Source organism: Bartonella sp. AC70YNML (assembly GCF_042196545.1).
Lineage (GTDB): Bacteria > Pseudomonadota > Alphaproteobacteria > Rhizobiales > Rhizobiaceae > Bartonella.
On sequence record NZ_JBHIQK010000012.1, the window covers coordinates 17,194 to 39,907 of the forward strand.

Annotated in this window: 14 protein-coding genes and 3 pseudogenes; 11 read left to right on the top strand and 6 right to left on the bottom strand. The window is 37.9% G+C overall.

The genetic code is table 11. The annotated features are described in order from the left end of the window. Positions 1 to 858 precede the first annotated feature (858 nt). The 5 genes from ACFIMU_RS07660 to ACFIMU_RS07680 all read right to left on the bottom strand — a co-directional run bounded on the left by ACFIMU_RS07660 (position 859) and on the right by ACFIMU_RS07680 (position 10,615). A complete protein-coding gene (locus tag ACFIMU_RS07660; protein WP_375696979.1) occupies positions 859 to 5,841 on the bottom strand; it encodes a DEAD/DEAH box helicase in 4,983 nt (1,660 codons plus the stop codon). A gap of 615 nt (positions 5,842 to 6,456) precedes the next feature. Then, positions 6,457 to 8,061 carry a YfjI family protein gene (locus tag ACFIMU_RS07665; RefSeq protein ID WP_375696980.1) on the bottom strand — a complete coding sequence of 535 codons (1,605 nt, stop codon included), beginning with the start codon at positions 8,059 to 8,061 and terminating at the stop codon, positions 6,457 to 6,459. After that, the gene (locus ACFIMU_RS07670) at positions 8,058 to 8,942 is read right to left on the bottom strand and encodes a toprim domain-containing protein (protein WP_375696981.1); all 885 of its coding nucleotides are present in this window, start codon (positions 8,940 to 8,942) and stop codon (positions 8,058 to 8,060) included. The genes ACFIMU_RS07665 and ACFIMU_RS07670 overlap by 4 nt, the downstream gene beginning before the upstream one ends. A gap of 97 nt (positions 8,943 to 9,039) precedes the next feature. Further along, positions 9,040 to 9,240 (bottom strand): AlpA family transcriptional regulator, encoded by a 201-nt coding sequence (locus ACFIMU_RS07675; protein ID WP_007347209.1) that lies wholly within the window; start codon positions 9,238 to 9,240, stop codon positions 9,040 to 9,042. Between the two features lie 208 nt (positions 9,241 to 9,448). Continuing rightward, positions 9,449 to 10,615: a tyrosine-type recombinase/integrase gene (locus ACFIMU_RS07680; RefSeq protein ID WP_375686775.1), complete on the bottom strand. Its 1,167-nt coding sequence runs from the start codon at positions 10,613 to 10,615 to the stop codon at positions 9,449 to 9,451. A 165-nt stretch (positions 10,616 to 10,780) separates the two neighbouring features. On the opposite strand from ACFIMU_RS07680, the pseudogene ACFIMU_RS07685 reads away from it, so the two are divergent. The 3 genes and pseudogenes from ACFIMU_RS07685 to ACFIMU_RS07695 all read left to right on the top strand — a co-directional run. Further along, positions 10,781 to 11,023, top strand: a pseudogene (locus ACFIMU_RS07685) (single-stranded DNA-binding protein); the annotation flags it as partial. 15 nt (positions 11,024 to 11,038) lie between these two features. After that, positions 11,039 to 11,374 carry a hypothetical protein gene (locus ACFIMU_RS07690; protein ID WP_375607479.1) on the top strand — a complete coding sequence of 112 codons (336 nt, stop codon included), beginning with the start codon at positions 11,039 to 11,041 and terminating at the stop codon, positions 11,372 to 11,374. Next, the gene (locus tag ACFIMU_RS07695) at positions 11,361 to 11,885 is read left to right on the top strand and encodes a hypothetical protein (RefSeq protein ID WP_375607480.1); all 525 of its coding nucleotides are present in this window, start codon (positions 11,361 to 11,363) and stop codon (positions 11,883 to 11,885) included. Before ACFIMU_RS07690 ends, ACFIMU_RS07695 begins: the two co-directional genes overlap by 14 nt. On the opposite strand, the gene ACFIMU_RS07700 is transcribed toward ACFIMU_RS07695, so the two are convergent. Then, positions 11,866 to 12,489, bottom strand: coding sequence for a hypothetical protein (locus ACFIMU_RS07700; protein WP_375607481.1), 624 nt, complete (start codon positions 12,487 to 12,489; stop codon positions 11,866 to 11,868). The two genes, ACFIMU_RS07695 and ACFIMU_RS07700, sit on opposite strands and share 20 nt — an antisense overlap. A 209-nt stretch (positions 12,490 to 12,698) precedes the next feature. On the opposite strand from ACFIMU_RS07700, the gene ACFIMU_RS07705 reads away from it, so the two are divergent. The 8 genes and pseudogenes from ACFIMU_RS07705 to ACFIMU_RS07740 form a co-directional block, all read left to right on the top strand. Next, positions 12,699 to 13,034, top strand: a complete 336-nt coding sequence (locus tag ACFIMU_RS07705; RefSeq protein WP_375607482.1) for a hypothetical protein — start codon at positions 12,699 to 12,701, stop codon at positions 13,032 to 13,034. Further along, entirely contained in the window at positions 13,015 to 14,343 is a 1,329-nt protein-coding gene (locus tag ACFIMU_RS07710) for a PBSX family phage terminase large subunit (RefSeq protein ID WP_375696982.1), read from the top strand. The genes ACFIMU_RS07705 and ACFIMU_RS07710 overlap by 20 nt, the downstream gene beginning before the upstream one ends. Then, positions 14,328 to 15,632 (top strand): annotated as a pseudogene (locus ACFIMU_RS07715) (portal protein); the annotation flags it as partial. The gene ACFIMU_RS07710 and the pseudogene ACFIMU_RS07715, both read left to right, overlap by 16 nt. Before the next feature lie 173 nt (positions 15,633 to 15,805). Then, positions 15,806 to 16,972 (top strand): tyrosine-type recombinase/integrase, encoded by a 1,167-nt coding sequence (locus ACFIMU_RS07720; RefSeq protein ID WP_375615321.1) that lies wholly within the window; start codon positions 15,806 to 15,808, stop codon positions 16,970 to 16,972. Between the two features lie 207 nt (positions 16,973 to 17,179). Then, a complete protein-coding gene (locus ACFIMU_RS07725) occupies positions 17,180 to 17,380 on the top strand; it encodes an AlpA family transcriptional regulator (RefSeq protein WP_011180791.1) in 201 nt (66 codons plus the stop codon). Between the two features lie 98 nt (positions 17,381 to 17,478). Next, positions 17,479 to 18,348 carry a toprim domain-containing protein gene (locus tag ACFIMU_RS07730; protein WP_375687080.1) on the top strand — a complete coding sequence of 290 codons (870 nt, stop codon included), beginning with the start codon at positions 17,479 to 17,481 and terminating at the stop codon, positions 18,346 to 18,348. Between the two features lie 12 nt (positions 18,349 to 18,360). Continuing rightward, entirely contained in the window at positions 18,361 to 19,968 is a 1,608-nt protein-coding gene (locus tag ACFIMU_RS07735) for a YfjI family protein (RefSeq protein WP_375615311.1), read from the top strand. 586 nt (positions 19,969 to 20,554) lie between these two features. Then, positions 20,555 to 20,997: pseudogene (locus ACFIMU_RS07740) on the top strand (type ISP restriction/modification enzyme); the annotation flags it as partial. Positions 20,998 to 22,714 lie beyond the last annotated feature (1,717 nt).

Sequence of the window (22,714 nt, forward strand, 5' to 3'; positions counted from 1 at the left end):
GAAAATAAGGCGCGGTCCAAAGCCTTGATCATAGTTGAGAAACTCAACAGTGGTATGGCTCTGATCATGGTTTTGGTGCAAGATTTTAAGGAAACAACCTATAAAAAAAGATCTATAAAATTATTCCATAGATGATCAAAATCTCTTTTAATGGATTATTGTCTATTTTATCGGTTATGTCTGTTTATTTAACAGACGAATCTTATGATTTTAGTGAATGATTAAAATGTGCTTTATGAAAAGCATATGATCCTTTAAAGCCTTTCAAAAGATAGTTTGTAACTCATAAGAAATGCTATCAAGATCCTTATGGTTGTTAGTTTTGAAGATTTTGAGTATTTTGAGGGTTCCTTTTACGCCCCTTTATATATTATTTTTCAATCAAAAAATAAAAGTTATTATATTTCAATATGTTAATGCTTTAAATAAACAACCTATATTACACACAACACGTAAATACAATCTGTAATATATATAAAAAGGGGTTTTGAAGGTATTTTGAGGGTTTGAGAAACCTTCAAAACCTATAAGTAATATAAGAAAATGAATATACATAACTCTCTTTAAACAAAGCTTTTGAAAACAATAAAGCACTCATTTTAGATTACGGTATAACCTCTTAAAGGCAATGTAAAAAAATCTAATTCACTTTAAGATGGGATTTCTTAAAAGTCTTAAAGCAATCCAAATAAGAGTATCTAAAAGTGCAAGTTTCTTCTTTTTAGAATAACGCATGATAAATTATCCTTTTAAAGATTGTATCTAATCAACTTAACAAGAGAGAGGTATAGATTATGGTTATAAGCTCTATACCCCTTATGAGCTTATCATACCCATTATGTGAGCATGCTTTATAAGTTATTCAGTTTCTCTTATTTCTAATTTTGGTAAGTTTTTTACGATTTTCATTGTTTCTAGACTTACAGTAATAACCCTTTGAAACAATTCCAATGGATAAGCAGGGTTGCCAACGGTTTCAACAGCATAGCGATTAGCATCATTAACAATACCACTCTTTTTATCAGTCTTAACGCATTGACGCCCCATAATCCATTCAAGAGCAGGCTTTCCATTGACGATATACTTATAAGCTTCAAGAGGGATATCAGTCATTGTGATATTGCTGTTATAAATAACAGTCGATTTATCCTTTTCGGATTTGCCTTTCTCTTTAACTGCTTTTGCGAATTTCATTTCAGTTACATAATAAAATTTTTCGGGATTAGAGATCTCTGTCTGTTTTGGATTACCCTTTTTAAATGTGACTGGATAAGGTTCTACATCTTCATAATTCACGTGCAAATGACCCAATTCACACCCTGCTGTCACAAATTTCCAAAAATCTTCAGCAGTTTTTACACAAGGAATACGAGGCAATTCTTTAGAAAGGTTATCAGCATAACGGGCTCGATAATCTTCCGAATGCAAAATCCCATAAACATAATAGAACAAATCATCTTTTGTTATGGTTTCATTAGGATAAGCAGCTTTAAAATGTGCTAATCCTTCATCAGTAATGGCATCACGCCTCTGTAAATTAGCTGTTGCGTTTGCTTCTGTAGAGTTTGTAAATAAATGGGATTGGTTATTATCTTTATCCTCTAAAGATTCAATATCCTCATAAAGATACCTTGGAAAGCATTGGCTACCACCATCTATCATATTAAGATCAGGTATATTATTAGTCATAAGTACAGAAAAATCACTTCGTGAACCTGTACCAGTAACTTGTATTATTCTATTTTCAATCGCTCGTCCTATCGGAAATATATGCGGCATTTTATAAACCATTTCATTAAAGGCGCGATTATAATAGAGCCATTGTTTCGTAAAAGGACGATAAAGGCTTTGAATAAGGCATCTATCTTCAAGTTCAAAGATTTTTCCTCTTATTAATTCTTGTTTAAGAGCGCGACTCCAACTTATTTTTCTTTCATCAGCATTAACAAAATTGTCTACAGTTTTAGTACGTGTTTTACCGTCATTATGTGTATAAGCACCATTAAAATGCTCCACTTCACTATTGTAAAAAGCAATCATATTACTCATATTCTTCGCGAGAGTTTCACGACTTGAATTGTATGCCCAAGCATCACGATTAGTCTGTATACCACACGAAAAAGTCTCAAAGAGCTTTTTATCATGCCCTTTTTTAATACCTAGAGCTAGGAATGTCTTGAAACTGTCATCGCGTTGACCAAGCCAATCACCATGTTTATCTGGTGTAATGAGTTGCCAGCCTTGTTCACGTGTGATGCCACCAATACTAGAAAAATACTCAAGAGCTGTGAGCTTTTCTTTTGTTGTAAGATTATTACCAATATCATGATAGTAAATTTTACACCCTCCAGAAGCATTGGGATTTTTAATAAATAAGGTCACGGCAATACCAGCCATACTACCACTCCCAAAAATATTTTGTCCTTCTTGAGAAGCCTCTTTATTCGTCATATTTTTGCGAATATCTCCTCGCAAATTGAGCACATAAATACTGCTAAATTCCTTAACAAAACACTTTCTTAAACTCGTCATAGAATTTGCATCTAAAAAACTTCCATTTGTAACAAAACCAATAACACCACAGTCTTTTATACGGTCACTAGCCCAGCGAATAGCACGGATATAGCTGTCATAAAGCGCTCGTATATTACTTGCTTTAGATTGAGCAGCATAAGTTTCACTGATCCGTTTATCTAAAATTGGATAAGGGGTATTTTTTGCATTATCATTAGCACTTTTTTGTCCTATAGAATAAGGGGGGTTACCAAAGATAACTTCGATATCTAGTTTCTTTTGATGTTCTAAATATTCACTGTTTTCTTTGAATAATTCCTGTAGCAGGTTCTTCTCTTCAAGCATCCGGAATGTATCGGTTAAGCCAATATGCTTAAAGGGAATGTAATCACCTTTCATGATACTATGATAAGTCGATTCAATGTTAATCGCTGCTATGTAATAAGCGAGTAAGACAATCTCATTGGCATGGATATCATTTCGGAACTTATATTCCATATCCTCTGGTTTGATCAGTTTAGATTGTAATAGCCGCGTGATAAAGGTCCCCGTTCCAGTGAAAGGGTCAAGAATAGAGACACCCCGTGACCCCAAGCTTTTTCCAAATTCGTTACGCAACACATCATCAACAGAATGAATGATAAAATCAACAACCTCAACGGGTGTATAAACAATCCCAAGCCTATCCGTGGTTTTCTTAAATGCCTTGGCAAAAAAGCTTTCATAAAGCGTAATAATAAGATTTTGCCTTGCTTGGGGCGAAGTAATCCCAGAAGCACGAAGCCTTACACTGTTATAAAACTCTTGTAATTCCTTGGATTCTTCCTCGATATTGGTTTTATCAAGTTCTGTTAAGATTTTTTCCATTGCTTGCGAAATGGCATTGTTTTGCACAAATTCATTGCCCTCAAACAAAGCTTCAAACACGGGACGCGTGACAAGATGTTGTGCTAACATCTCAATGGCTTCCTCCTGTTTTATTTCACTGTTTAAATTGTTCTTTAATTCCTTATGAAAGGCATCAAAAGCATGAAAGGCTTCACTGTTTTCATCAGCAAGCAGGTTTTGAAGATGGGTGATATGATTTTGAGCAATCTCAGCAACATTGCCCGCCCAATTTTCCCAATAATCCGCAATAGCAAATTTCTTCGCAAGAAGGGTTTTCAAAGCATTGGGAAACTCTTTATAAAAAGGTAATCTTCCTGTTACGCTATGAATAATTTGTGGTTCATGAGCGGCTTTTCCAATCTCAAGCCCCATATGTTCTGATTTTTCATGGATATGGAGTTTATCCTCAACCGCGGTCATGCTCTTTAAAGCGCCAATCTCCAAAACATCACTAACGTCTTGACCTAAAATCATCTGGTTAAGGGTGATTTCAAAATTCTCATCATGAGCAAGCAAAGCATTGATCACTTGCCAGACCACCTTGTATCTTTTGTTGTATTTTAAAGCCTGTTCAGCAGAAACCCCAGCCGGTACCCCAACGGGTAAAATGATGTAGCCTCTCCTTTTACCTCGTGCACGCCGCATGATACGCCCCACCGCCTGTATGATATCCACATAACTTTTCCGCGGGTGTAAAAACATGATCGCATCAAGAGCAGGAACATCAACACCCTCAGAAAGACAGCGTACATTGGTTAGCACACGACACGTATTTTCCCCCGCATCTTCCTTAAGCCAATCAAGGGCTTTATGACGCGTTTTGGCACTTTGGGTTCCATCAATATGATCAAAGGTACAGTGAAGCGGCGGGGTATCTTTATAGACCTTATGAAGATTAAATAATTCTTTCTGTATTTCTTCAGAATTGAAGGTATCACGGATACGTTCAGAAGTTTTGATATCTTTGCAAAAAGCCAAAGCCCGCCGCATGGGATTAGGGTCATCATTTAAATCAACTTTTAGATCTATTTTAGCAAGGGCTTGATAACAGCCTATGATCTTGGTTTTATCATCAAGGATAAGTTCATAATTCTCATCGGTCATCAGATGTTGAATGGATTGACTCACTTCCTCTTCATTAATCCCCAAAACAATAATCTTATAAGGTGCAAGCAATTCATTCTGAACGGCTTTTGAGAAAGTATAGGTATAAAGCTCTTTTCCATAGAGCTCTTCATCATCCATAGACGCTAGAACAGCATTGATCTCATCGGCTTTCTTTTTGGCATCATCAGTAAAGATCTTAGGCGTTGCTGTCATATACAGACGTTTTTTGCCTTGAATGATGCTGTTATCGTGAACCTTGATAAAATCAGATTCATTGTCGTCAGTTCCCAATGAAGCCCCAGTGGTTCTATGGGCTTCATCGCAAATGATCAGATCAAATTCGGATAAATCATACTTTTTTTGCGCATCCGAAATCACTTGGATTGAATGGTAAGTAGAAAACACCACGGTCATCAGATCATGTGAAACCTTACCCGCTTTGCTAGCCAGTTCTTTTGCATCCGTTGTTGCAGGCAAGGCAAGATCAGAGCTATCAAATTCAAGAGCATCATTTTTATTATTCTTACGACGCTTACCCACTTGTGTATCCGAACACACGGCAAAGGAGCGTAAAGGCACTTCTGTATCTTCTGTCCATTCACGAATTGTTTGAGAGATAAGAGCGAGAGAGGGCACCAGAAACAATACCCGCTTGCCTTGACCTGCTATGGTTTCTGCTATCTTAAGACTTGTAAAAGTCTTCCCCGTTCCACATGCCATAATGAGCTTGCCACGGTCTGCTTCTTGTAAACCTTCACAGACTTTCTCAAGGGCTTCTTTCTGATGATCTAAAAGCTTTTTCTTCGGTTTCTCTTTAAGAACAGCTTGTCCTTGTTCTTTATAAGCCCCCCAATCGATTTGACTGCTTTCCAAATCAAATAGATTAATCCGTTGAATACGAACCTCTTGTCCTTCACAAGTCAGTTCAACATTGTCACTCCAATCTGTTTCGGTGCTATCAACCAGTATGCGACGGGTGAAGATCTTTTTGCCCGAGGCAGCAATAAAACTATCAATATCTTCTTTTTTAATTATGTGAGAAGCATCATAGCATTTACATTGAATAGCCGCATAGCCTCCTTCATCACGGATTGTAGCGACCAAATCAATCCCAATATCAGTTCCATTTTCTCCATGCTCTTGCGCCCATTCCAAATAAGTTTGAACCTTTTCATATTCTTGCTTTTGAAGAGGGTCTTCACTCAAATAAGCCATGACAAGGTTTTCAAACATGGTTCCTAATTCACGGGGTGATTTAGCTCGTTGACGATAATATTCCAACAGAGAGCGCAAAGTAACGTGTTTGTTATCATACTTAATAGATTGCAGCATATTGTAATAAAAATCCCTTGCCTTATGAGATGATCAATAACCATCAAAAGAATCAAAACGAATTCAATTAAATGCATTTAAGGCAAATAACGATAAAATGGGAAAAAACTGCTAAAAAAAGCCGATATTTTTTTCAAAAGGGGTTTTAAAGGTTGTTTATCCACAGTCCATGACATGGAGTAGATCAGCAAAGTAGTGAAATCTGCTATTCGTTTCACGTATTCATCAAGACAAATGAACTATGTACATAAAATATCATAATGAGTATTTTGAAGTGTTTTACGAAGCACTAAAATAATCACTTTTGTCAGTTCAATTTACTGACACATAACTGACAAGTTTTAATCAATTCACATCATTGGTTATCTTTAAAGACTGTACTCTTGATATGAGTTATGTTTTAAAGATATTAACCTATTGAAATATAATGTTTTTAATTTTTCTCATTAAAAAAATAATAGAGGGTCTAAAAGGAACTGACAGAACTGACAACACTGACAAAACTCTTCCTATAAGGTCACTCAGATTATTATCTTTGGAGAAAAATTCCTTGATAAGAATGCCATTAAAAAGAGTTTTGCCTCTTTGAGTAGAAAGTTTTTAAAAAAAGTTTCTTTATTGTTTTATGCTGCTGTTTTTGACTAAAGGATTCCATTCATAATAAGTGCTAGGGTGTCCACTTGTCTGATGTGTTATAAACTTTTTTCGAAGATGATTAGAACAGCATAAAAGCTCTAAAGCTTGCTTCACAGCTTCTTTGTTTTTTAAAGAACGCCAACAGCGTCTATAGATATCCCTTGTTGTAAAAACATCGGGTAAACAATCACAACGTTCGACAATTAATTTTGCCCCCTCTGTTGCTAAGCTATCCGCCGCCGCATAAAGCCTTTTGACATGACTTAACAAATATTTTTCCCAATACAAAGCTCTTTCAAGGGCATCTCTATTGATTTCAAAACGACCACCCTCAACCAGTTCAAAAATCAACGCAAGGGTTGGTATGGTTTGATTCATTTTCAAAAGATGTGCTTTTAAACTTGCAGAGAAATGACCATTCTTTATTCTTTTCTGAAAATCTTCCCACCATTCACGAAACATTTCTTGGGCTTCGGCAGAAAAGCGTATGGTTATCGGATATTTTGGTGATCCTAATGGTTTATCATAAAGAGAACGAAAAACCCCTTGATAACTTTCCCATGCCTTTTGATTGGGAGGTCTATCAACCCATAACTGCTCTTGTCGTTCATCGGGAAAGACAAGCATTTGAAAGCGTTGTAAGAAACCATCATTGCCTTTGCCATATAAAACATTGCGTATAAAGGGCAGAATGCGAGAGGGTTGAATGCCCCCTATAATAGAGACGGTTGCATTGGGAATAAAAATGGTTCCCCGCCCAATCCGGTCGTAAGTAAATTGACCATCTCCATTAAAAGCTTCCAAATAAAAGGAACGGTCTGTTTGATATTCCTTTCGTTCCATATCTGTTAAGAAACCGGATAATTCATCACGCACCATCAAGAGACCACGGGGGTTTTCTTTTAAAAGTTCCCCAAGCTTTTCAACGGTCACATCATTGACAATAAAACGAGAGACATCCTCATCACGCGCATTGTCTTTAGAGAGGGTTTCAGACAAAAGAGCATGGGCTGTTTCAAGATCTCTTTTTTTTATTGCTTTATGGGCTTGTTTTTTCTTTTCAGACTTGTCTAAAGTTTCAAGTATCTCTTCAATTTCTTGTCTCTCTTTCTGCTTTAGCCAGTCTTTATACCATTTCTTTTGAAGGCAAGTGATGGGAGTTAAAGCGGCTTGCATGGTAGGTGTTTTCATGGTTGAAGGTTGACCAATAAGAGCGCCCCAGAGATTAGGGACAATCTTCCAATCATCATGTTGTTTTGGAGCAATCCGCACGCCATTGCCGATGAGAGCAGCCAAGCCACACAAAGCAGCGACAGCCACAAAATCGAGAGGCGCTTGTTGACGGTCAGCAACGTCATAAATATAGCGACTTAAAGTTAAAGGCATTTGCGCAGCATGAAAAGACTCGACGGGTAAGAGAGTATATTCAAGTGGTTTTAATTCCCCCCAACCGTTTTGTTGCAATGCTTGTTTATAAGGAATGGCTTCTAAACAAGTCTTATCATTTAAAGAGCCATTATCGTTATCATTGCATGAAACATTTTGATTGTTGGTATCTATAATATTGTTTTTATTCTCTCTCATTTATTTATACCTTTTAGTATCAAAACATCATTGAAATCTAGACCGTAGGGGGCTTGCATGATAAAAACCTCAAAGCCTTGTCTATAGGCACGTGCAGCGAGGGTAAAACCTGCTTTACGCCCCGCATCATTGCCATCCATTGCAATTGTCAGACGGGCTTTGGTTTTGGGTAAATTCACATGCATCATGCCATGAGTTGAAAGGGACGCCCATAAATCAACGGGCTCTGTTAACAACCCAGACAGTAGAGCCAGACCGGTTTCAATGCCCTCACAAATGACCAGATGTTTTGGATTGTCTTGGCTTAAATGCACAGCACCACCCGTGACAGATCCCAACATAGCTTTGGCTGGTTTTTGATCTGTTTTGCAGCCATTGTCTTTTAAAAAGGTTCTATGAATGGCAAAGGAACCAGCCCCCTTAACAAGAGCAACCAACGCGGGGAGTGTAACTCCAGAGGGGTGTGGACATTTGCTATGAAAACGTAAATCAGCAGGCAAATCACACGTGATCCCACGCATGCGTAAATAGGTTTCTGCTAAAGTATTTTTGATTGGTTGGCTTTGTTGCCAAATTACTTTTGCTTTCTCTGCTTTCCTTTTTGCTTGTTTGAGATCAGCACAAAACTGTTTTGAGAAAGAAAGCGTATGATCATAAGCTTGTTTTCCAAGCAATCCAATTCTAATAAGCGCTTGTATGATCTCTCTAAAAGAGCAGCCAGCATAACAATAGAGCAATAAACGCCCATCATGTCCATTGGCAAGGGATAAGCTAGGCAGCCTATCATCATGAGCAGGGCAACGGGCTGTTCCATAACGCCCATGCCAAGTACCACGCAAGGCACGTGTGATACCTTGCGCATTCTTAAAAGAACACATCATTTTAAATCCTATAACGTTGTGTCATAGGACGGATTGTGCTATCTCTAAGGTGATGAGTTTGAGAAAGCCTTGTCCGTCCTTACGTGACAAGGTTTTTTTATGCCGCGTCACTTTGACGTTGCTGTTTTGCTTGTTCGATTACATTCAAGAGATCCGATTGTAACCAACGGGATAAAAAACCAAATTTTAAGGGTTTTGGGAGAGAGCCATTGGTAACATGACGGCGGAATGTTGAGACACTCATATGAAGCAATTTTGCACTTTCACGGTCTGTTAAAAGAATATCATTTTCTGTCATAATAAAATCCTTTCATAATAAAAAATGGAAACAACTCATGCCTATTTATTAAGCACATTTTGGTTCATTTTTGAAGGTATTTTATTTATAGAAAACAATATTTTATCATATAATTTCTGATGTGATAATTTATGATTCTTATTGAGAAAGAATGAGAGAGAAGAGAGAGAAAGTTATCCACAGATCATGGGGTTATTCACCCCATATCTTAAGATTGACCAGTGACATAAGCCGCCCATTTATCCATATAAACACGGCGCTGTTCTAGATAGTCAGTACGACGATAGGCACGCTCTACTTGTCCTCCTACTGTATGACTTAGAATAGTTTCAGCGACCTCATAGGGGGCATCGGTTGTTTCAGCAAGCCAATCGCGTAAACTAGAGCGAAAACCATGGGGGCAGGCTTCAATTTTATTTTTTCTCATGTAAAGATACATACACTTCTCAGCAAGGGGACCGCGACCTTTAGCAGAAAAAAAGAAATCATTACGAGAAAGCAAGCGCGCTTGTTTTAAAATTTCTAATGCTTCAGATGATAAAGGCACACGAAATTCTGTTGTAGCATCACGCTTTCCTTTCATATTTTCAGCAGGAATAGTCCATATATCCCCATCAATCTGGTCTTTATGAATATGACGTAAAGGATTTGTGCGAACGCCTGTCAGAATAAGCAAACGCAAAGCCAATTGTGTCATAGTTATTTTTTGACAAAGTGTTTTATAAAAAGCCGGCACATCTCTCCAATCCATTGCAGGTAAGTTTTTTATTTTATGGCGTTGTTTACCTAAGAGAGCGCGTGCTTTTTCTGTTGCCTGTAAATCAACATCCAAACCTAATGCAGCCGCATGTTTGAGACAAAGATGAAGACGATTAAGAGCTCTATAAGCAGTTCCAGCTTTTGTATGCCAAATAGGGGCAAGTGTATTGCGTATCTCTGTTTGGGTAATCTCAGAAACGGGCAGACAGCCTAATTTGGGGAGAATATGAAGGCGTAATGGTAAAAACCAACTTCCATTCTTACCATCATTTTTTAATTCAGCTTTCCGACTTTCAAAAGCATCTACAGCAATGTCTTTTAAATAATGGAGATTGCTTATTGCTTCACGCTTTTGTTTCTCACGTTCTTTAATGGGGTCACGACCCTCACGTAAAACCGAACGCCACCCAGTTGCCAATTCACGTGCTTGTTTTAAAGAGACATCTCTCAAAGCACCCAATCCCATTTCACGACGACGTCCGTGAATAGTATAACGGTAAATCCATTGAGCACCACCATCTTTACGCTTATGAAGTAACAAGCCGGCACCATCATTATATTTGCCAGCCCCCAATGTTGCGACAGATCTTGCATTAAGACGGTTCATAAGAGCCATTTTTAAATCCTTTCTTATACAAATTTGATCCACACACTCATCCCACTTGTTATGTGCAAATGAGTGGTTTTGATTGATTCAAGATAAACAGATTTGAAATGAGAGAATCTTACGTTATTCTGGTCTTTAATTCCATATGAATAATGCTAGATTATCATTATAAATCAATATCTTGTCAAAGGCAGCAAAGTTTATATCGAGGGGCGACTACAAACCCGTAAATGGCAAGATAAAAATGGTATTGATCGGTATGTAACAGAAGTCATATTGCCTCCGTACAAAGGCGAGTTAAAGCTTTTAGATGGCAAAAATGATGATAATCAAGATCAGTCATCTGCTTATGACAGAAGCATTTACAGACCTCTTGATACGCCCCATACCGTTATGAATGACAGTGTTCCTTTTTAAACAGAAGGTGCTTTAATGGATAGTAAAAAGAAGTCTAGGGTTAGTACAGAAGAATCTGAACCCGTTTATATGCTTACAGAGAATGATATAGAGCTGTTAAGAGATTGTATGTCATCTACATCAATGAGTTATTACAGTATAGTGATGGGTGCTTTATTGAGTACACTTTTCATTCTGCTCTTAAAACTTTCTTGGGATCAAAGTCACTTAAAACTTAAGTTAGGTGTTGCTGCTGTAATATGCATTTTAGTGGTTTTATTGTTCTTTTTAAATCGAATTTCATGGTCAAGATCAGAGAGAATTTGGCAAGATATTAAACAGACATCTGAGGACATAAGTGAAAAAAAATAAAAAAAGGGGACGCCCTAAAATAGCAGGGCAGCTAAGAGAAGCAAATGGACGTATATCACGTTGCAAAACACCGCGTGAAGCTGTTGATAAATTGGCAATAGAAATGCGTGCAAAGCGCTTCGGTTTAACGCTACAGGAGGCAAAAAATCCACTTTCTGGTACCTATATCGGGCGTCTTTGTTTGCAAGGCGTGATTACTCAAGAGCAATATGATGCCGCGCAACAGTACTTACAGATAAGAAATAATTACCTTTGTGCAAAGGGCTTGCCTAATGCAATTTATGACGAAATGCCGTCATCATCTGATGATAAGGCAAGAGACAAATGGGTAGAATTTGCAACAGAGCAGTTTATAAACATGCAAGAGGCACTAAAAGAAGCCCAATGCCTCTATAGACAGTATAATCTTCATGCTGCGTTACAGTCCCTCGTTATAGAAGATCAAATGCTACCACACCTTGTGAATTCATTGCGTATCGTTCTTAATGTTATTAGGAAGTATTTTCATTAGAAGCTTTTTTTTCATCTTTTTCATCAGGTTTATCATTATCTGAATATGCAATCATAATGAAATAGCCAATCAATATTATTACTGATACTATTGCCGTTACTATTGCCGTCGTTTTGCTCCAACAAAGACCCGCAAAAAATATAAGTATTACACAATACATTTTAATTAGAAATCCAGGATAGCCTTTAATATCTTTCGTTGGAGGATTGAATGTGAATGGGATCGCAATAATAGAACATATTATTGCTGTAATAAACAATACGGATGATATATCCAACATATCACGATTATCAGAGAAATACCATATAATAAACCATAAGATAAGCAGTGGTAAAAATAGTGCAGTGCTGTATGAAATTGCTTCTTCCCATGTGTTTCCGTTTGATTTAATGTTACAAATCGCAATTAATGCCATAAACGCTATTATTAAACACAAGCTATATATAAATCCTAAGAACTTTGCTCCTATTATTAATAGAAAAATAAGGACTCCAATCATAGCGGCACCTATACCGTAACCAACTATAGCACATAAAGCTTCCAGTATAATTCCAGTAAATGGAAGTAATAGTAGAATACATAAGATAATTAATACGATTGTCATGTTTATTGCTCTTTAATTGGTTTTATTGGAATTATCATTAACTGATTCCCTTTGAAATTATCAATATGTGTTATTTTTATGTTGACAAAGTGTAGCAAATCGTATTTAATGACATTACTGTACTTAGGCGTATTGTGTCTAGAGAGGGAAATGTACAGTTCAAAATCCCCGCAAATGCGGGGTTTTTTATTATCTGGAGGGTGTATTTTATGACATCACAAAATACAGAACAGGCTCCACAACCGATTAAAAAGCGTATACCACCAAAGGCAGGTCAAGGGCGTGTCAAAGGCGTTCCAAATAAAGTGACGCGCATTTTAAAAGAAGCAGTGGTTAAGGCTGCTGAGAATGCTGGGAATAAAATTGGCAAGGATGGTTTGATCTCTTATTTGGAAAAGCAGGCTATGGAATGCCCCGCTGCTTATTTAGCGTTGCTTGGGAAGGTGTTGCCTTTGCAAGTGACGGGTGAAGATGGGGGCGCGATTAAGATCATAGGGCGTGTAGAAATTGCTCCTTTAACAATGAATGACGACAAGACAGATTAAGATTGTACCAAAACTCATTCCTATTTTTACAGGAGACGCTTTGGTACGAGCGGCGTGGGGTGGACGAGGGTCTGGAAAGACAAGATCATTTGCCTTGATGGCTGCTTTAAAAGGCTATCAATTTGGTATGCAGGGGATATCGGGGACCATTCTTTGTGCACGTCAGTTTCAGAATTCGCTAGCAGAGAGTTCATTGGAGGAGATTAAGCGCGCCATTGAAGCGCACGACTTTTTAAAGGACTATTACAAGGTTGGGGAGTCGTCGATTAAATCGATAGATGGTCGTATAGCCTTTCAGTTTTCTGGTCTGGACCGTAATATTGCGAGCATTAAATCGATGGGGCGTATCTTGCTTTGTTGGGTTGATGAGGCAGAGCCCGTGACAGAGACGGCTTGGCAGACGCTTATTCCAACGTTGCGTGAAGAAGGCGAGGGGTGGCGAGCAGAGTTATGGGTCACATGGAACCCGTTGCGAGAGAATGCCCCCGTTGAGAAGCGGTTTCGCTTTTCAGACAATGAAGCCATTAAGCGTGTAGAGATCAATTGGTCAGACAATCCGAAGTTTCCGAAAATCTTGAATGAAGCACGACTTGATGATCTGAGAAACCGCCCCGAGACCTATAAACATATCTGGGAAGGGGATTATCTTACAGCGGTTCAAGGCGCTTATTATCAAAAGGAAATGTTGGCAGCCGAGCAGGAGGGGCGGATAGGGCGTGTTGCTCGTGATCCTTTAATGCAGATACGCGCTTTTTGGGACATTGGGGGTACGGGTGCTAAGGCAGATGCCACAGCGATATGGATAGCGCAATTTGTTGGTAGGGAGATCAGAGTACTTGATTATTACGAAGCTCAGGGACAGCCTTTATCCGAACATATCGGTTGGTTGCGTCAAAATGGTTATGAGAAGGCATTGATGGTGTTACCCCATGATGGTGCGACGAGAGACCGTGTGCACAATGTGAGTTTTGAGAGCGCTTTAAATGATGCGGGTTTTGAAACGCAAGTGATCCCTAATCAAGGGGCAGGGGCGGTTAAGATGCGTATAGAGGCGGTGCGACGTATTTTGCCGTCTGTTTGGTTTAATGAAGAGACAACCGTAGCGGGTCGTAAAGCACTGAATTGGTATCATGAGAAATGGGATGAGAAGCGTAATATTGGTTTAGGCGCCGAGCATGATTGGTCCAGTCATGGTGCAGATGCCTTTGGATTGATGTGTGTGGGGTATGAACAGCCGATGCAGAAACAGAAGAGACCAGCTTATAGCGGTAGAGAAACTTATGAGAGCACGTCATGGATGGCAGAATGATGGATGATGAAGAGCATTTAGAAAAAGAACATAACGCATCAGATTTGTCGACAGAAGGCTTATTTCGCAAGCTTGTGAATTGGTACAAAGAAGATGTTGAGCATGTGAACAAATGGCGTGAACATGCAAGGGAGGATTTTCAATTTTACAATGGTGATCAGTGGAATGAGGCTGATTTAGCGGCGTTAAAAGAGCAACGCCGCCCCGTTATGACGTTTAATCGCATTGCACCATTGGTTAATGCCGTTGTGGGTTCAGAGCGTAACAATAAACGAGAGGTGCAATTCATTCCCCGTCAAATAGGCAAGGCATTGCCAAGTGAATTGCTTACAGGAGCAGCGGAATGGTTTCGCGACATGGCACATGCTGAATATGCAGATAGTGATGCTTTCCAAGACGCTGTCATCTGCGGCATGGGGTGGACCGATACGCGGCTTGATTATGAGAACAGTATAGATGGTGAACCGGTTATTACGCGTTTAGATCCTTTAAAAATGGTTTGGGATAGTGCAGCGGTGCAACCAAATTTAACCGATGCACAACGCATGTGGTATGTAGACCGCAAGCCCTTGGAAGTAGCCAAGCAGATGTTTCCCAAAGCCCATTGGACAGAGCTGAGTGCTGATTGGGCGCGTGATGGGGTTGCCTATGAAGGCATTCATCATAATGATCTTGAAGCTTACGATGATGAGAAGGGCATTGATGTTGAAAACGGTCGTCGGATGGTCACACTCGTTGAATGCCGTTGGTTTGAAAGCAAACGATATTATAAGGCACCTGATTTAGAAACGGGTGAATTGCGTGATTATAGTGAAGAGGAATTTAAGCAGTTACAGTGCATGATGCCCGATATCCAAGGGGCAGCTTTCAATAAAAAGGTCGTAAAACGTGCTTTTTTAGGGAGAAAATTGCTTGAATCCCCTGATCAACCTTTGGTTCCAGCGGGTCAATTGGGTTGGGAGTGTATAACGGGGTATTTTGACAAGATAGAACGGCAATTTTATGGGGTTGTAAGACCGACAAAAGACCCTCAACGATGGGCAAATAAATATTTTAGTCAAGTAATGCATATCCTCAACAGCCAATCCAAAGGTGGGATAATGGCAGAGCGGGGCGCATTTGAAGATGTGAGAGAAGCTGTAAAGAGTTGGAGCAGAGTAGATAGTATTACGGTTTTAAAAAATGGCGCTTTGGCAGGTGGTAAGATACAGCCCAAACCCGTAGCGCAATTCCCAACCGGTTTTTTCCAACTGTTTAATGAAGCCAAGGAAGCGATTAACCAAGTGACAAGATATTGATTTATAATGATAATCTAGCGTTATTCATAGTGAATGAGAGTCCCGAATAACGTAAGATTCTCTCATTTCAAATCTGTTTATGTTGCATCAATCAAAACCACTCATTTGCACATAAGAAGCGGGATGAGTGTGTGGATCAAATTTGTATAAGAAAGGATTAAAAAATGGCTCTTATGAACCGTCTTAATGCAAGATCTGTCGCAACATTGGGGGCTGGCAAATATAATGATGGTGCCGGCTTGCTTCTTCATAAGCGTAAAGATGGAGGTGCTCAATGGATTTATCGTTATACCATTCATGGGCGCCGTCGTGAGATGGGATTGGGTGCTTTGAGAGATGTTTCTTTAAAACAAGCCCGTGAATTGGCAACTGGGTGGCGTTCGGTTTTACGTGAGGGTCGTGACCCCATTAAAGAACGCAATAAACAAAAGCGTGAGGCAATAAGTAATCTCCATTATTTAAAAGATATTGCTTTAGACACTTTTGAAACTCGTAAAGCTGAATTAAAAGGAGAGGGTAAAAATGGAGATTGGTTTTCGCCTTTACAACTTCATATTCTCCCCAAATTAGGCTGTCTGCCCGTTTCTGAGATTACGCAAATAGAGATACGCAATACGCTTGCCCCTATTTGGCATACAAAAGCTGCAACAGCTAATAGAGCTCTTATTCGTCTCAATATGTGTCTCAAACATGCGGCTGCATTAGGATTGGATGTTGATTTACAAGCAACAGAAAAAGCACGTGCTCTTTTAGGTAAACAACTTCATAAAACTATTAATAGACCAGCTATGGATTGGAAAGATGTGCCGGCTTTTTATAAAACACTTTGTGAAAAAACAACTATGACGAATTTAGCTTTGCGTTTGCTTATTCTTACAGGGGTTCGTACCAATCCTTTGTGTCATATTCATAAAGATCAAGTTGAGGGGGATATATGGACAATCCCTGCTGAGAATATGAAAGGAAGGCGTGATGCTACAACAGAATTTCGTGTGCCCTTATCAACAGAAGCATTAGATATTTTAAAACAAGCGCGCCTGCTCTCTCGCAATGAATTCTTTTTTTCTGCAACAGGTCGGGGTTCCCTTGGTGAGAAGTGTATGGCTACGTATATGAGAAAAAATAAACTTGAAGCCTGCCCCCATGGCTTTCGCTCTAGTTTACGTGATTGGCTCGCCGAAACAACCGATGCCCCTTATGAGGTTGCTGAAACTATCCTAGGTCATACAGTAGGAGGACAAGTAGAGCGTGCCTATCGTCGTACTGACTATTTAGAACAGCGCCGTGTCTATATGGATAAATGGGCGGCTTATGTCACTGGTCAATCTTAAGATATGGGGTGCATAACCCCATGATCTGTGGATAACTTTCTCTCTCTTCTCTCTCATTCTTTCTCAATAAGAGTCATAAATTATCACATCAAAAATTGTATGATAAAATATTGTTTTCTATAAATAAAACATCTTTCCAAATGAACCAAAATGTGGTTAATAAATAGTTATGATTTGTTACCATTTTTTGATAGAAAGGATTTTAGTATGACAGAAAATGATATTCTTTTGACAGACCGTGAAAGTGCAAAATTGCTTCATATGAGTGTCTCAACATTCCGCCGTCATGTAACCAATGGCTCTCTCCCAAAACCTTTAAAATTTGGTTTTTTGTCCCGTTGGTTACAATCGGATCTTATCAATGTCATCGAGCAAGCAAAACAGCAACGTCAAAGTGACGCGGCATAAAAAAAACCTTGTCACGTAAGGACGGACAAGGCTTTCTCAAACTCATCACCCTAGAGATAGCACAATCCGTCCTGTGACGCAACGTTATAGGATTTACAATGATGTGTTCTTTTAAGAATGCGCAAGGTATCACACGTGCCTTGCGCGGGGTTTGGCATGGGCGTTATGGAACAGCCCGTTGCCCTGCTCATGATGATAGGCTGCCTAGCTTATCCCTTGCCAATGGACATGATGGGCGTTTATTGCTCTATTGTTATGCTGGCTGCTCTTTTAGAGAGATCATACAAGCGCTTATTAGAATTGGATTGCTTGGAAAACAAGCTTATGATCAGACGCTCTCTTTCTCAAAACAGTTTTGTGCTGATCTCAAACGAGCAAAACAGAAAGCAGAGAGAGCAAAAGCAATTTGGCAACAAAGCCAACCAATCAAAAATACTTTAGCAGAAACCTATTTACGTATGCGGGGTATTACATGTGATTTGCCTGCTGATTTACGTTTTCATAGCAAATGTCCACACCCCTCTGGGGGTACATTGCCCGCGTTGGTTGCTCTTGTTAAGGGGGCTGGTTCCTTTGCCATTCATAGAACCTTTTTAAAAGACAATGGCTGCAAAACAGATCAGAAACCAGCAAAAGCCATGTTGGGATCTGTAACGGGTGGTGGGGTGCATTTAAGCCAAGCCAATCCAAAACATCTGGTCATTTGTGAAGGCATTGAAACGGGGCTGTCTCTGCTGTCTGGGTTGTTATCAGAGCCCGTTAATTTATGGGCTTCTCTTTCAACCAGTGGCATGATGCGTGTGAATTTACCCCCTACAAAAGGACGTCTGACAATTGCAATGGACGGCGATGATGCGGGTCGTAAAGCAGGTTTTACCCTAGCTGCACGTGCCTATAGCCATGGCTTTGAGGTCTTTATGATGCAAGCTCCAAAAGGAACCGATTTTAATAACGTATTACTTTCTTAAAAGAGGGAAACTATGAAAGATAGTAATTTACAAAACAATAATGAAAATACTCCCGTCAATGATAACGATAATGTCTCTTTAAACGAAAATACTTGTTTAAAAGCCATTTCTTATGAACAAGCCTTGCAACAAAATGGTTGGGGGCAATTACAACCGATTGCTACGGCTCTCTTACCCGTCGAGCCTTTTAAAATATTCCTGCTTCCAACACCATTAATAAACTATGTTTATGACGTTGCTGATATTCAACAATCTTCTATCGATTTTGTTGCTGTTTCTGCTTTATGTGGATTGTCTGCTGTCATTGGAAATGGCGTGCGGGTTTCTCCAAAACAACATGCCAATTGGAAAATTGTTCCTAATCTCTGGGGTGCCATTGTGGGGGAACCTTCAACTATGAAAACAGATACCATGGAAGCTGCTTTAGCACCTCTTGATGTTTTTCAAGAGGAATGGCATCAAGAATGGTTAAAGAAGAAAAAACAGCAAGAAACAAAAGATATTCTTATTGAATTAGACAAAAGAGAAAAGAAAAAACAAGCCTACAAAGCACTCAAAGATCAAGACGAGGAACAAGCCCTTGCTCTTCTTTCTCAATCTCTTGAACATAAAGAAAGTGAGGAAGATGACACGCTTAATAAACGACGTCTTATTGTCAACGATGTGACCGTCGAAAAGCTTGGGGAATTGTTAAAAGAAAACCCCCGTGGTCTCTTGTTGGTTCGTGATGAATTATCTGGTTTTTTATCCGATTTGGAACGGAAGGAATATCAATCAGACCGTTCTTTTTATCTAACAGCTTTTAATGGCAAAAAATCATACACCTATGACCGTATAGGACGTGGAACCATTTTTATTCCCAATGCAACCATTTCCATTATTGGGGGCATTCAACCTTCACGGATTATTCCCATTATTCAAGCAATGCACCATGGAACAAATAATGACGGCTTATTGCAACGATTTCAAATGCTGGTGTGGCCCGATGAACGAAAAGAGCGGTTATGGGTTGATAGACCTCCCAATCAAAAGGCATGGGAAAGTTATCAAGGAATTTTTCGTTCTCTTTATGATAAACCATTAGGATCACCAAAACACCCTATTACCATACGCTTTTCTGCTGAAGCTCAAGAAATGTTTCGTGTATGGTGGGAAAATTTTCAAAGAACAATCAAAGGAGGTCATTTCTCATCAAGTTTACAAGCGCATCTTTTGAAAATGAATAAAACCATACCAACCCTTGCATTGATTTTTGAATTGAGTGAAGGGGGGCGTTTTGAAATCAATAGAGATGCCCTTGAGAGAGCCTTATATTGGGAAGAATATCTGATAAGTCATGCAAAACGTCTTTATGCGGCGAATGATACATTAACAGCAGAGCGTGCAAAATTAATTGTAGAGCGCTGTGATCTTTTACCCAATGTTTTTACGGCAAGAGATATCTATAGACGGTGTTGGAGATCTTTAAAAGACAATGGAGCCGTTAAGCAAGCTTTAGAGCTTTTATGTCGTTGTAACTATATTCGTGAATTTCCTATAGAGGGGAATGAATTAGGTCGGCGTCCTGATAGACGGTATGAATGGAATCCTTTGGTTAAAAACAACAGCATAAAACAATAAAGAAATCTCTTTTGAAGTCTTTAAGACAACCACGCAAAACTCTTTTTATGGCATTCTCATCAAGGAACTTTTTTCCAAAAGCAAATGATCTGAGTGACCTTATCAGAAGAGTTTTGTCAGTCTTGTCAGTTCATTCTAGCTCCTATATTATTTTTTTTAAATGAGAGAAAATTAAAAACATTATATTTCAATAGGTTAGTATTTTAACGATACAACCTATATCGACAATACAACCTTAAATACAATCAATAATATATATTTGTCAGTTTGTGTCTGTAAATTGAACTAACAAACTAGATTATTTTAGTGACTCATAAAACCTATCAAAATAATCATTATGATATTTTAAAAGCACATGCTTCATTTGTCTTTTTTCCATAAAATAAACAGCAAATTTCACTATTTTGCTGATCTGATCTCTCTCATGGGCTGCGGATAAACAGCATTTAAAAAACTCTTTTGAAAAAATTATCGGCTTTTTTAGCATTTTTCTGCATTTTTTCTCAATTCGTTCAAAATGGATTTAATAAGCTTCATTTTAATTCTTTTGAAGAGACTTAAACCCCTTATACGAAAACGGAGCTCTGTTGTAACAGGGCGTGAACTGGATCATTTGCACGTGAATTATGAAACTGTAAAACCTTATCGCGTAACCTTTAAAAAAGGTAATCCAAAAGTTACAGAGATCTCTAATCCAGAAAAATTCTATTACGTGACTGAAATGAAATTCGCAAAAACAGGTAAAGAGAAAGATAAAACCACTGTTATTTATAATAACAATATCACAATAACAGATATCCCTCTTGACGCTTGTGAGTATATCGTTAATGGTAAATCCGCTCTTGAATGGGTTATGGGGCGTCAATGTGTTAAGACTGATAAAAAGAGTGGCATTGTTAATGATGCCAATCGTTATGCTGTTGAAACCATTGGCAACCCTGCCTACCCTCTAGAGTTATTTCCATAAGTTTAGAGACAATGAAAATTGTTAAGAACCTACCAAAATTGAAAATAAGAGAAACTGAATAACTTAAAAGCATGCTCACATAATGGATATGATAAACTCATAAGGGGTATAAGGTTTTATACCTATAGGTTCTTATATCCCTTTTATAAATTGCTGACATACAATCTTTAAAAGGATAATTTATCATACGTTATTTAAAAAGAAGAAACTTGCACTTTTAGATACTCTTATTTACATTGCCTTTAAAAGATTAAACCGTAATCTAAAATGAGTGCTTTATTGTTATCAGAAGCTTTATTTAAAGAGGGTTATGTATATTCATTTTCTTATATTACTTATAGGTTTTGAATGTTTCTACCCCCCCAAAACCCTTACAAAACATAGAGCATTAGTTGAATTTATAGGTTGTACTATTGATATAGGTTGTTTTTTGAAAAATTGATAAAAAATAACATATTGAAATATAATGATTTTTATTTTTTATTGAAAAATATGTAAAGGGGGGCGTAAAAAGCACCTCCAAAACTCATAACCATAATGGTCTTGATAGCATTTATTATGATTATAATCCCTTTCTTTTGAAAGGCTTTAAAAGATCACATACTCTCATAAGACATGTTTTAATCATTCACTAAATGATCACTTTTGTCGATTCAATGTACTGACATAAACTGACAAATATATATTTACAGTTGTATTTATTTGTTATGGATGTTTTAATAAGTTGTATTTTGAAAAATTCATAAAACTTAACTTATTGAAATATAATGATTTTAATTTTTTATCATTTAAAAAAAATGATATAGGTTCTAAAAAGAACTGACAAAAATGACAAAAGTTTATTAAAAGGGATTTTGCTCATCTCTATAATGATCAGTTTCTATTGAGATGTTTTCATAAGTGTTTTCATAACAGACAATAAATCGCAATTATCCTATTTATCATTTCTCTTATGAACATGAACAATGATGCCATGGCTATAAAGAACATAACAACTATAGAGAAAGCAAAAATGCAAATGAAAGCATTTGTTTATAAAGACAGTCCCTATAAAGGCTATTAAGTCTAAAATGTGTTATTAAAAGAAATTAACAGAAATCTTAAAAGCCATTTAGCAATAAAATTGATAGGTTATAAAGTTTAAAATACGCATAATGAGAGCGTTTCTAAAATATTATAAATGTATAGATTCAGAAAATACGCAATCGTTTCACAAAGCCCGTAATATAGCTTTAAAAGCACATAAATATAAAAGAAGCAATTAATAAGCATAAGATATTATCAATACATAACGTATTTAAAAAATAAGAAAAAATATCAAAAAAGATAAAATATTATTTGACAATAAATACGTATTTTATTATATAAATACTCAAGTGATTAACAAACACTAAAACAGATAGCGAATAGGTTACGATAAACCTAATCCTGTTATAAAAACTGACTATCTTTTATGCTTTTGTTAGCATATATGATGATTTTGTCGGGTGTAGCTATGTTATACAATACCCTTCGCGAGGGAAAAGCATAGCAACGGACTATCTGCCGTGTTTGTTAGCGCCCGGCGCCCTTATGGGCTGTCAATAACAAGCTTTTAAACAGATAGGTTTTAATTATGACAAATTCAAACAACACCCCCATTATCTCTTCTATTTCAAATGAAACCGCGCTTGCTAATCAACAAGAGCCTGCAAAAAAATACGAATTTATTGATGATTGTGAATATATCGATGGTCATTTCTTAACTCGAATTAGAGCCTTAAGAGATTTTGATGATGT

Bases quoted from the DNA above. Each gene is read 5' to 3' on its own strand.
- ACFIMU_RS07660 (WP_375696979.1), bottom strand. From the start codon at position 5,841: ATGCTGCAATCTATTAAGTATGATAACAAACACGTTACTTTGCGCTCT.
- ACFIMU_RS07665 (WP_375696980.1), bottom strand. From the start codon at position 8,061: ATGAGAGAGAATAAAAACAATATTATAGATACCAACAATCAAAATGTT.
- ACFIMU_RS07670 (WP_375696981.1), bottom strand. From the start codon at position 8,942: ATGATGTGTTCTTTTAAGAATGCGCAAGGTATCACACGTGCCTTGCGT.
- ACFIMU_RS07675 (WP_007347209.1), bottom strand. From the start codon at position 9,240: ATGACAGAAAATGATATTCTTTTAACAGACCGTGAAAGTGCAAAATTG.
- ACFIMU_RS07680 (WP_375686775.1), bottom strand. From the start codon at position 10,615: ATGGCTCTTATGAACCGTCTTAATGCAAGATCTGTCGCAACATTGGGG.
- ACFIMU_RS07690 (WP_375607479.1), top strand. From the start codon at position 11,039: ATGGATAGTAAAAAGAAGTCTAGGGTTAGTACAGAAGAATCTGAACCC.
- ACFIMU_RS07700 (WP_375607481.1), bottom strand. From the start codon at position 12,489: ATGACAATCGTATTAATTATCTTATGTATTCTACTATTACTTCCATTT.
- ACFIMU_RS07705 (WP_375607482.1), top strand. From the start codon at position 12,699: ATGACATCACAAAATACAGAACAGGCTCCACAACCGATTAAAAAGCGT.
- ACFIMU_RS07710 (WP_375696982.1), top strand. From the start codon at position 13,015: ATGACGACAAGACAGATTAAGATTGTACCAAAACTCATTCCTATTTTT.
- ACFIMU_RS07720 (WP_375615321.1), top strand. From the start codon at position 15,806: ATGGCTCTTATGAACCGTCTTAATGCAAGATCTGTCGCAACATTGGGG.
- ACFIMU_RS07725 (WP_011180791.1), top strand. From the start codon at position 17,180: ATGACAGAAAATGATATTCTTTTGACAGACCGTGAAAGTGCAAAATTG.
- ACFIMU_RS07730 (WP_375687080.1), top strand. From the start codon at position 17,479: ATGATGTGTTCTTTTAAGAATGCGCAAGGTATCACACGTGCCTTGCGC.
- ACFIMU_RS07735 (WP_375615311.1), top strand. From the start codon at position 18,361: ATGAAAGATAGTAATTTACAAAACAATAATGAAAATACTCCCGTCAAT.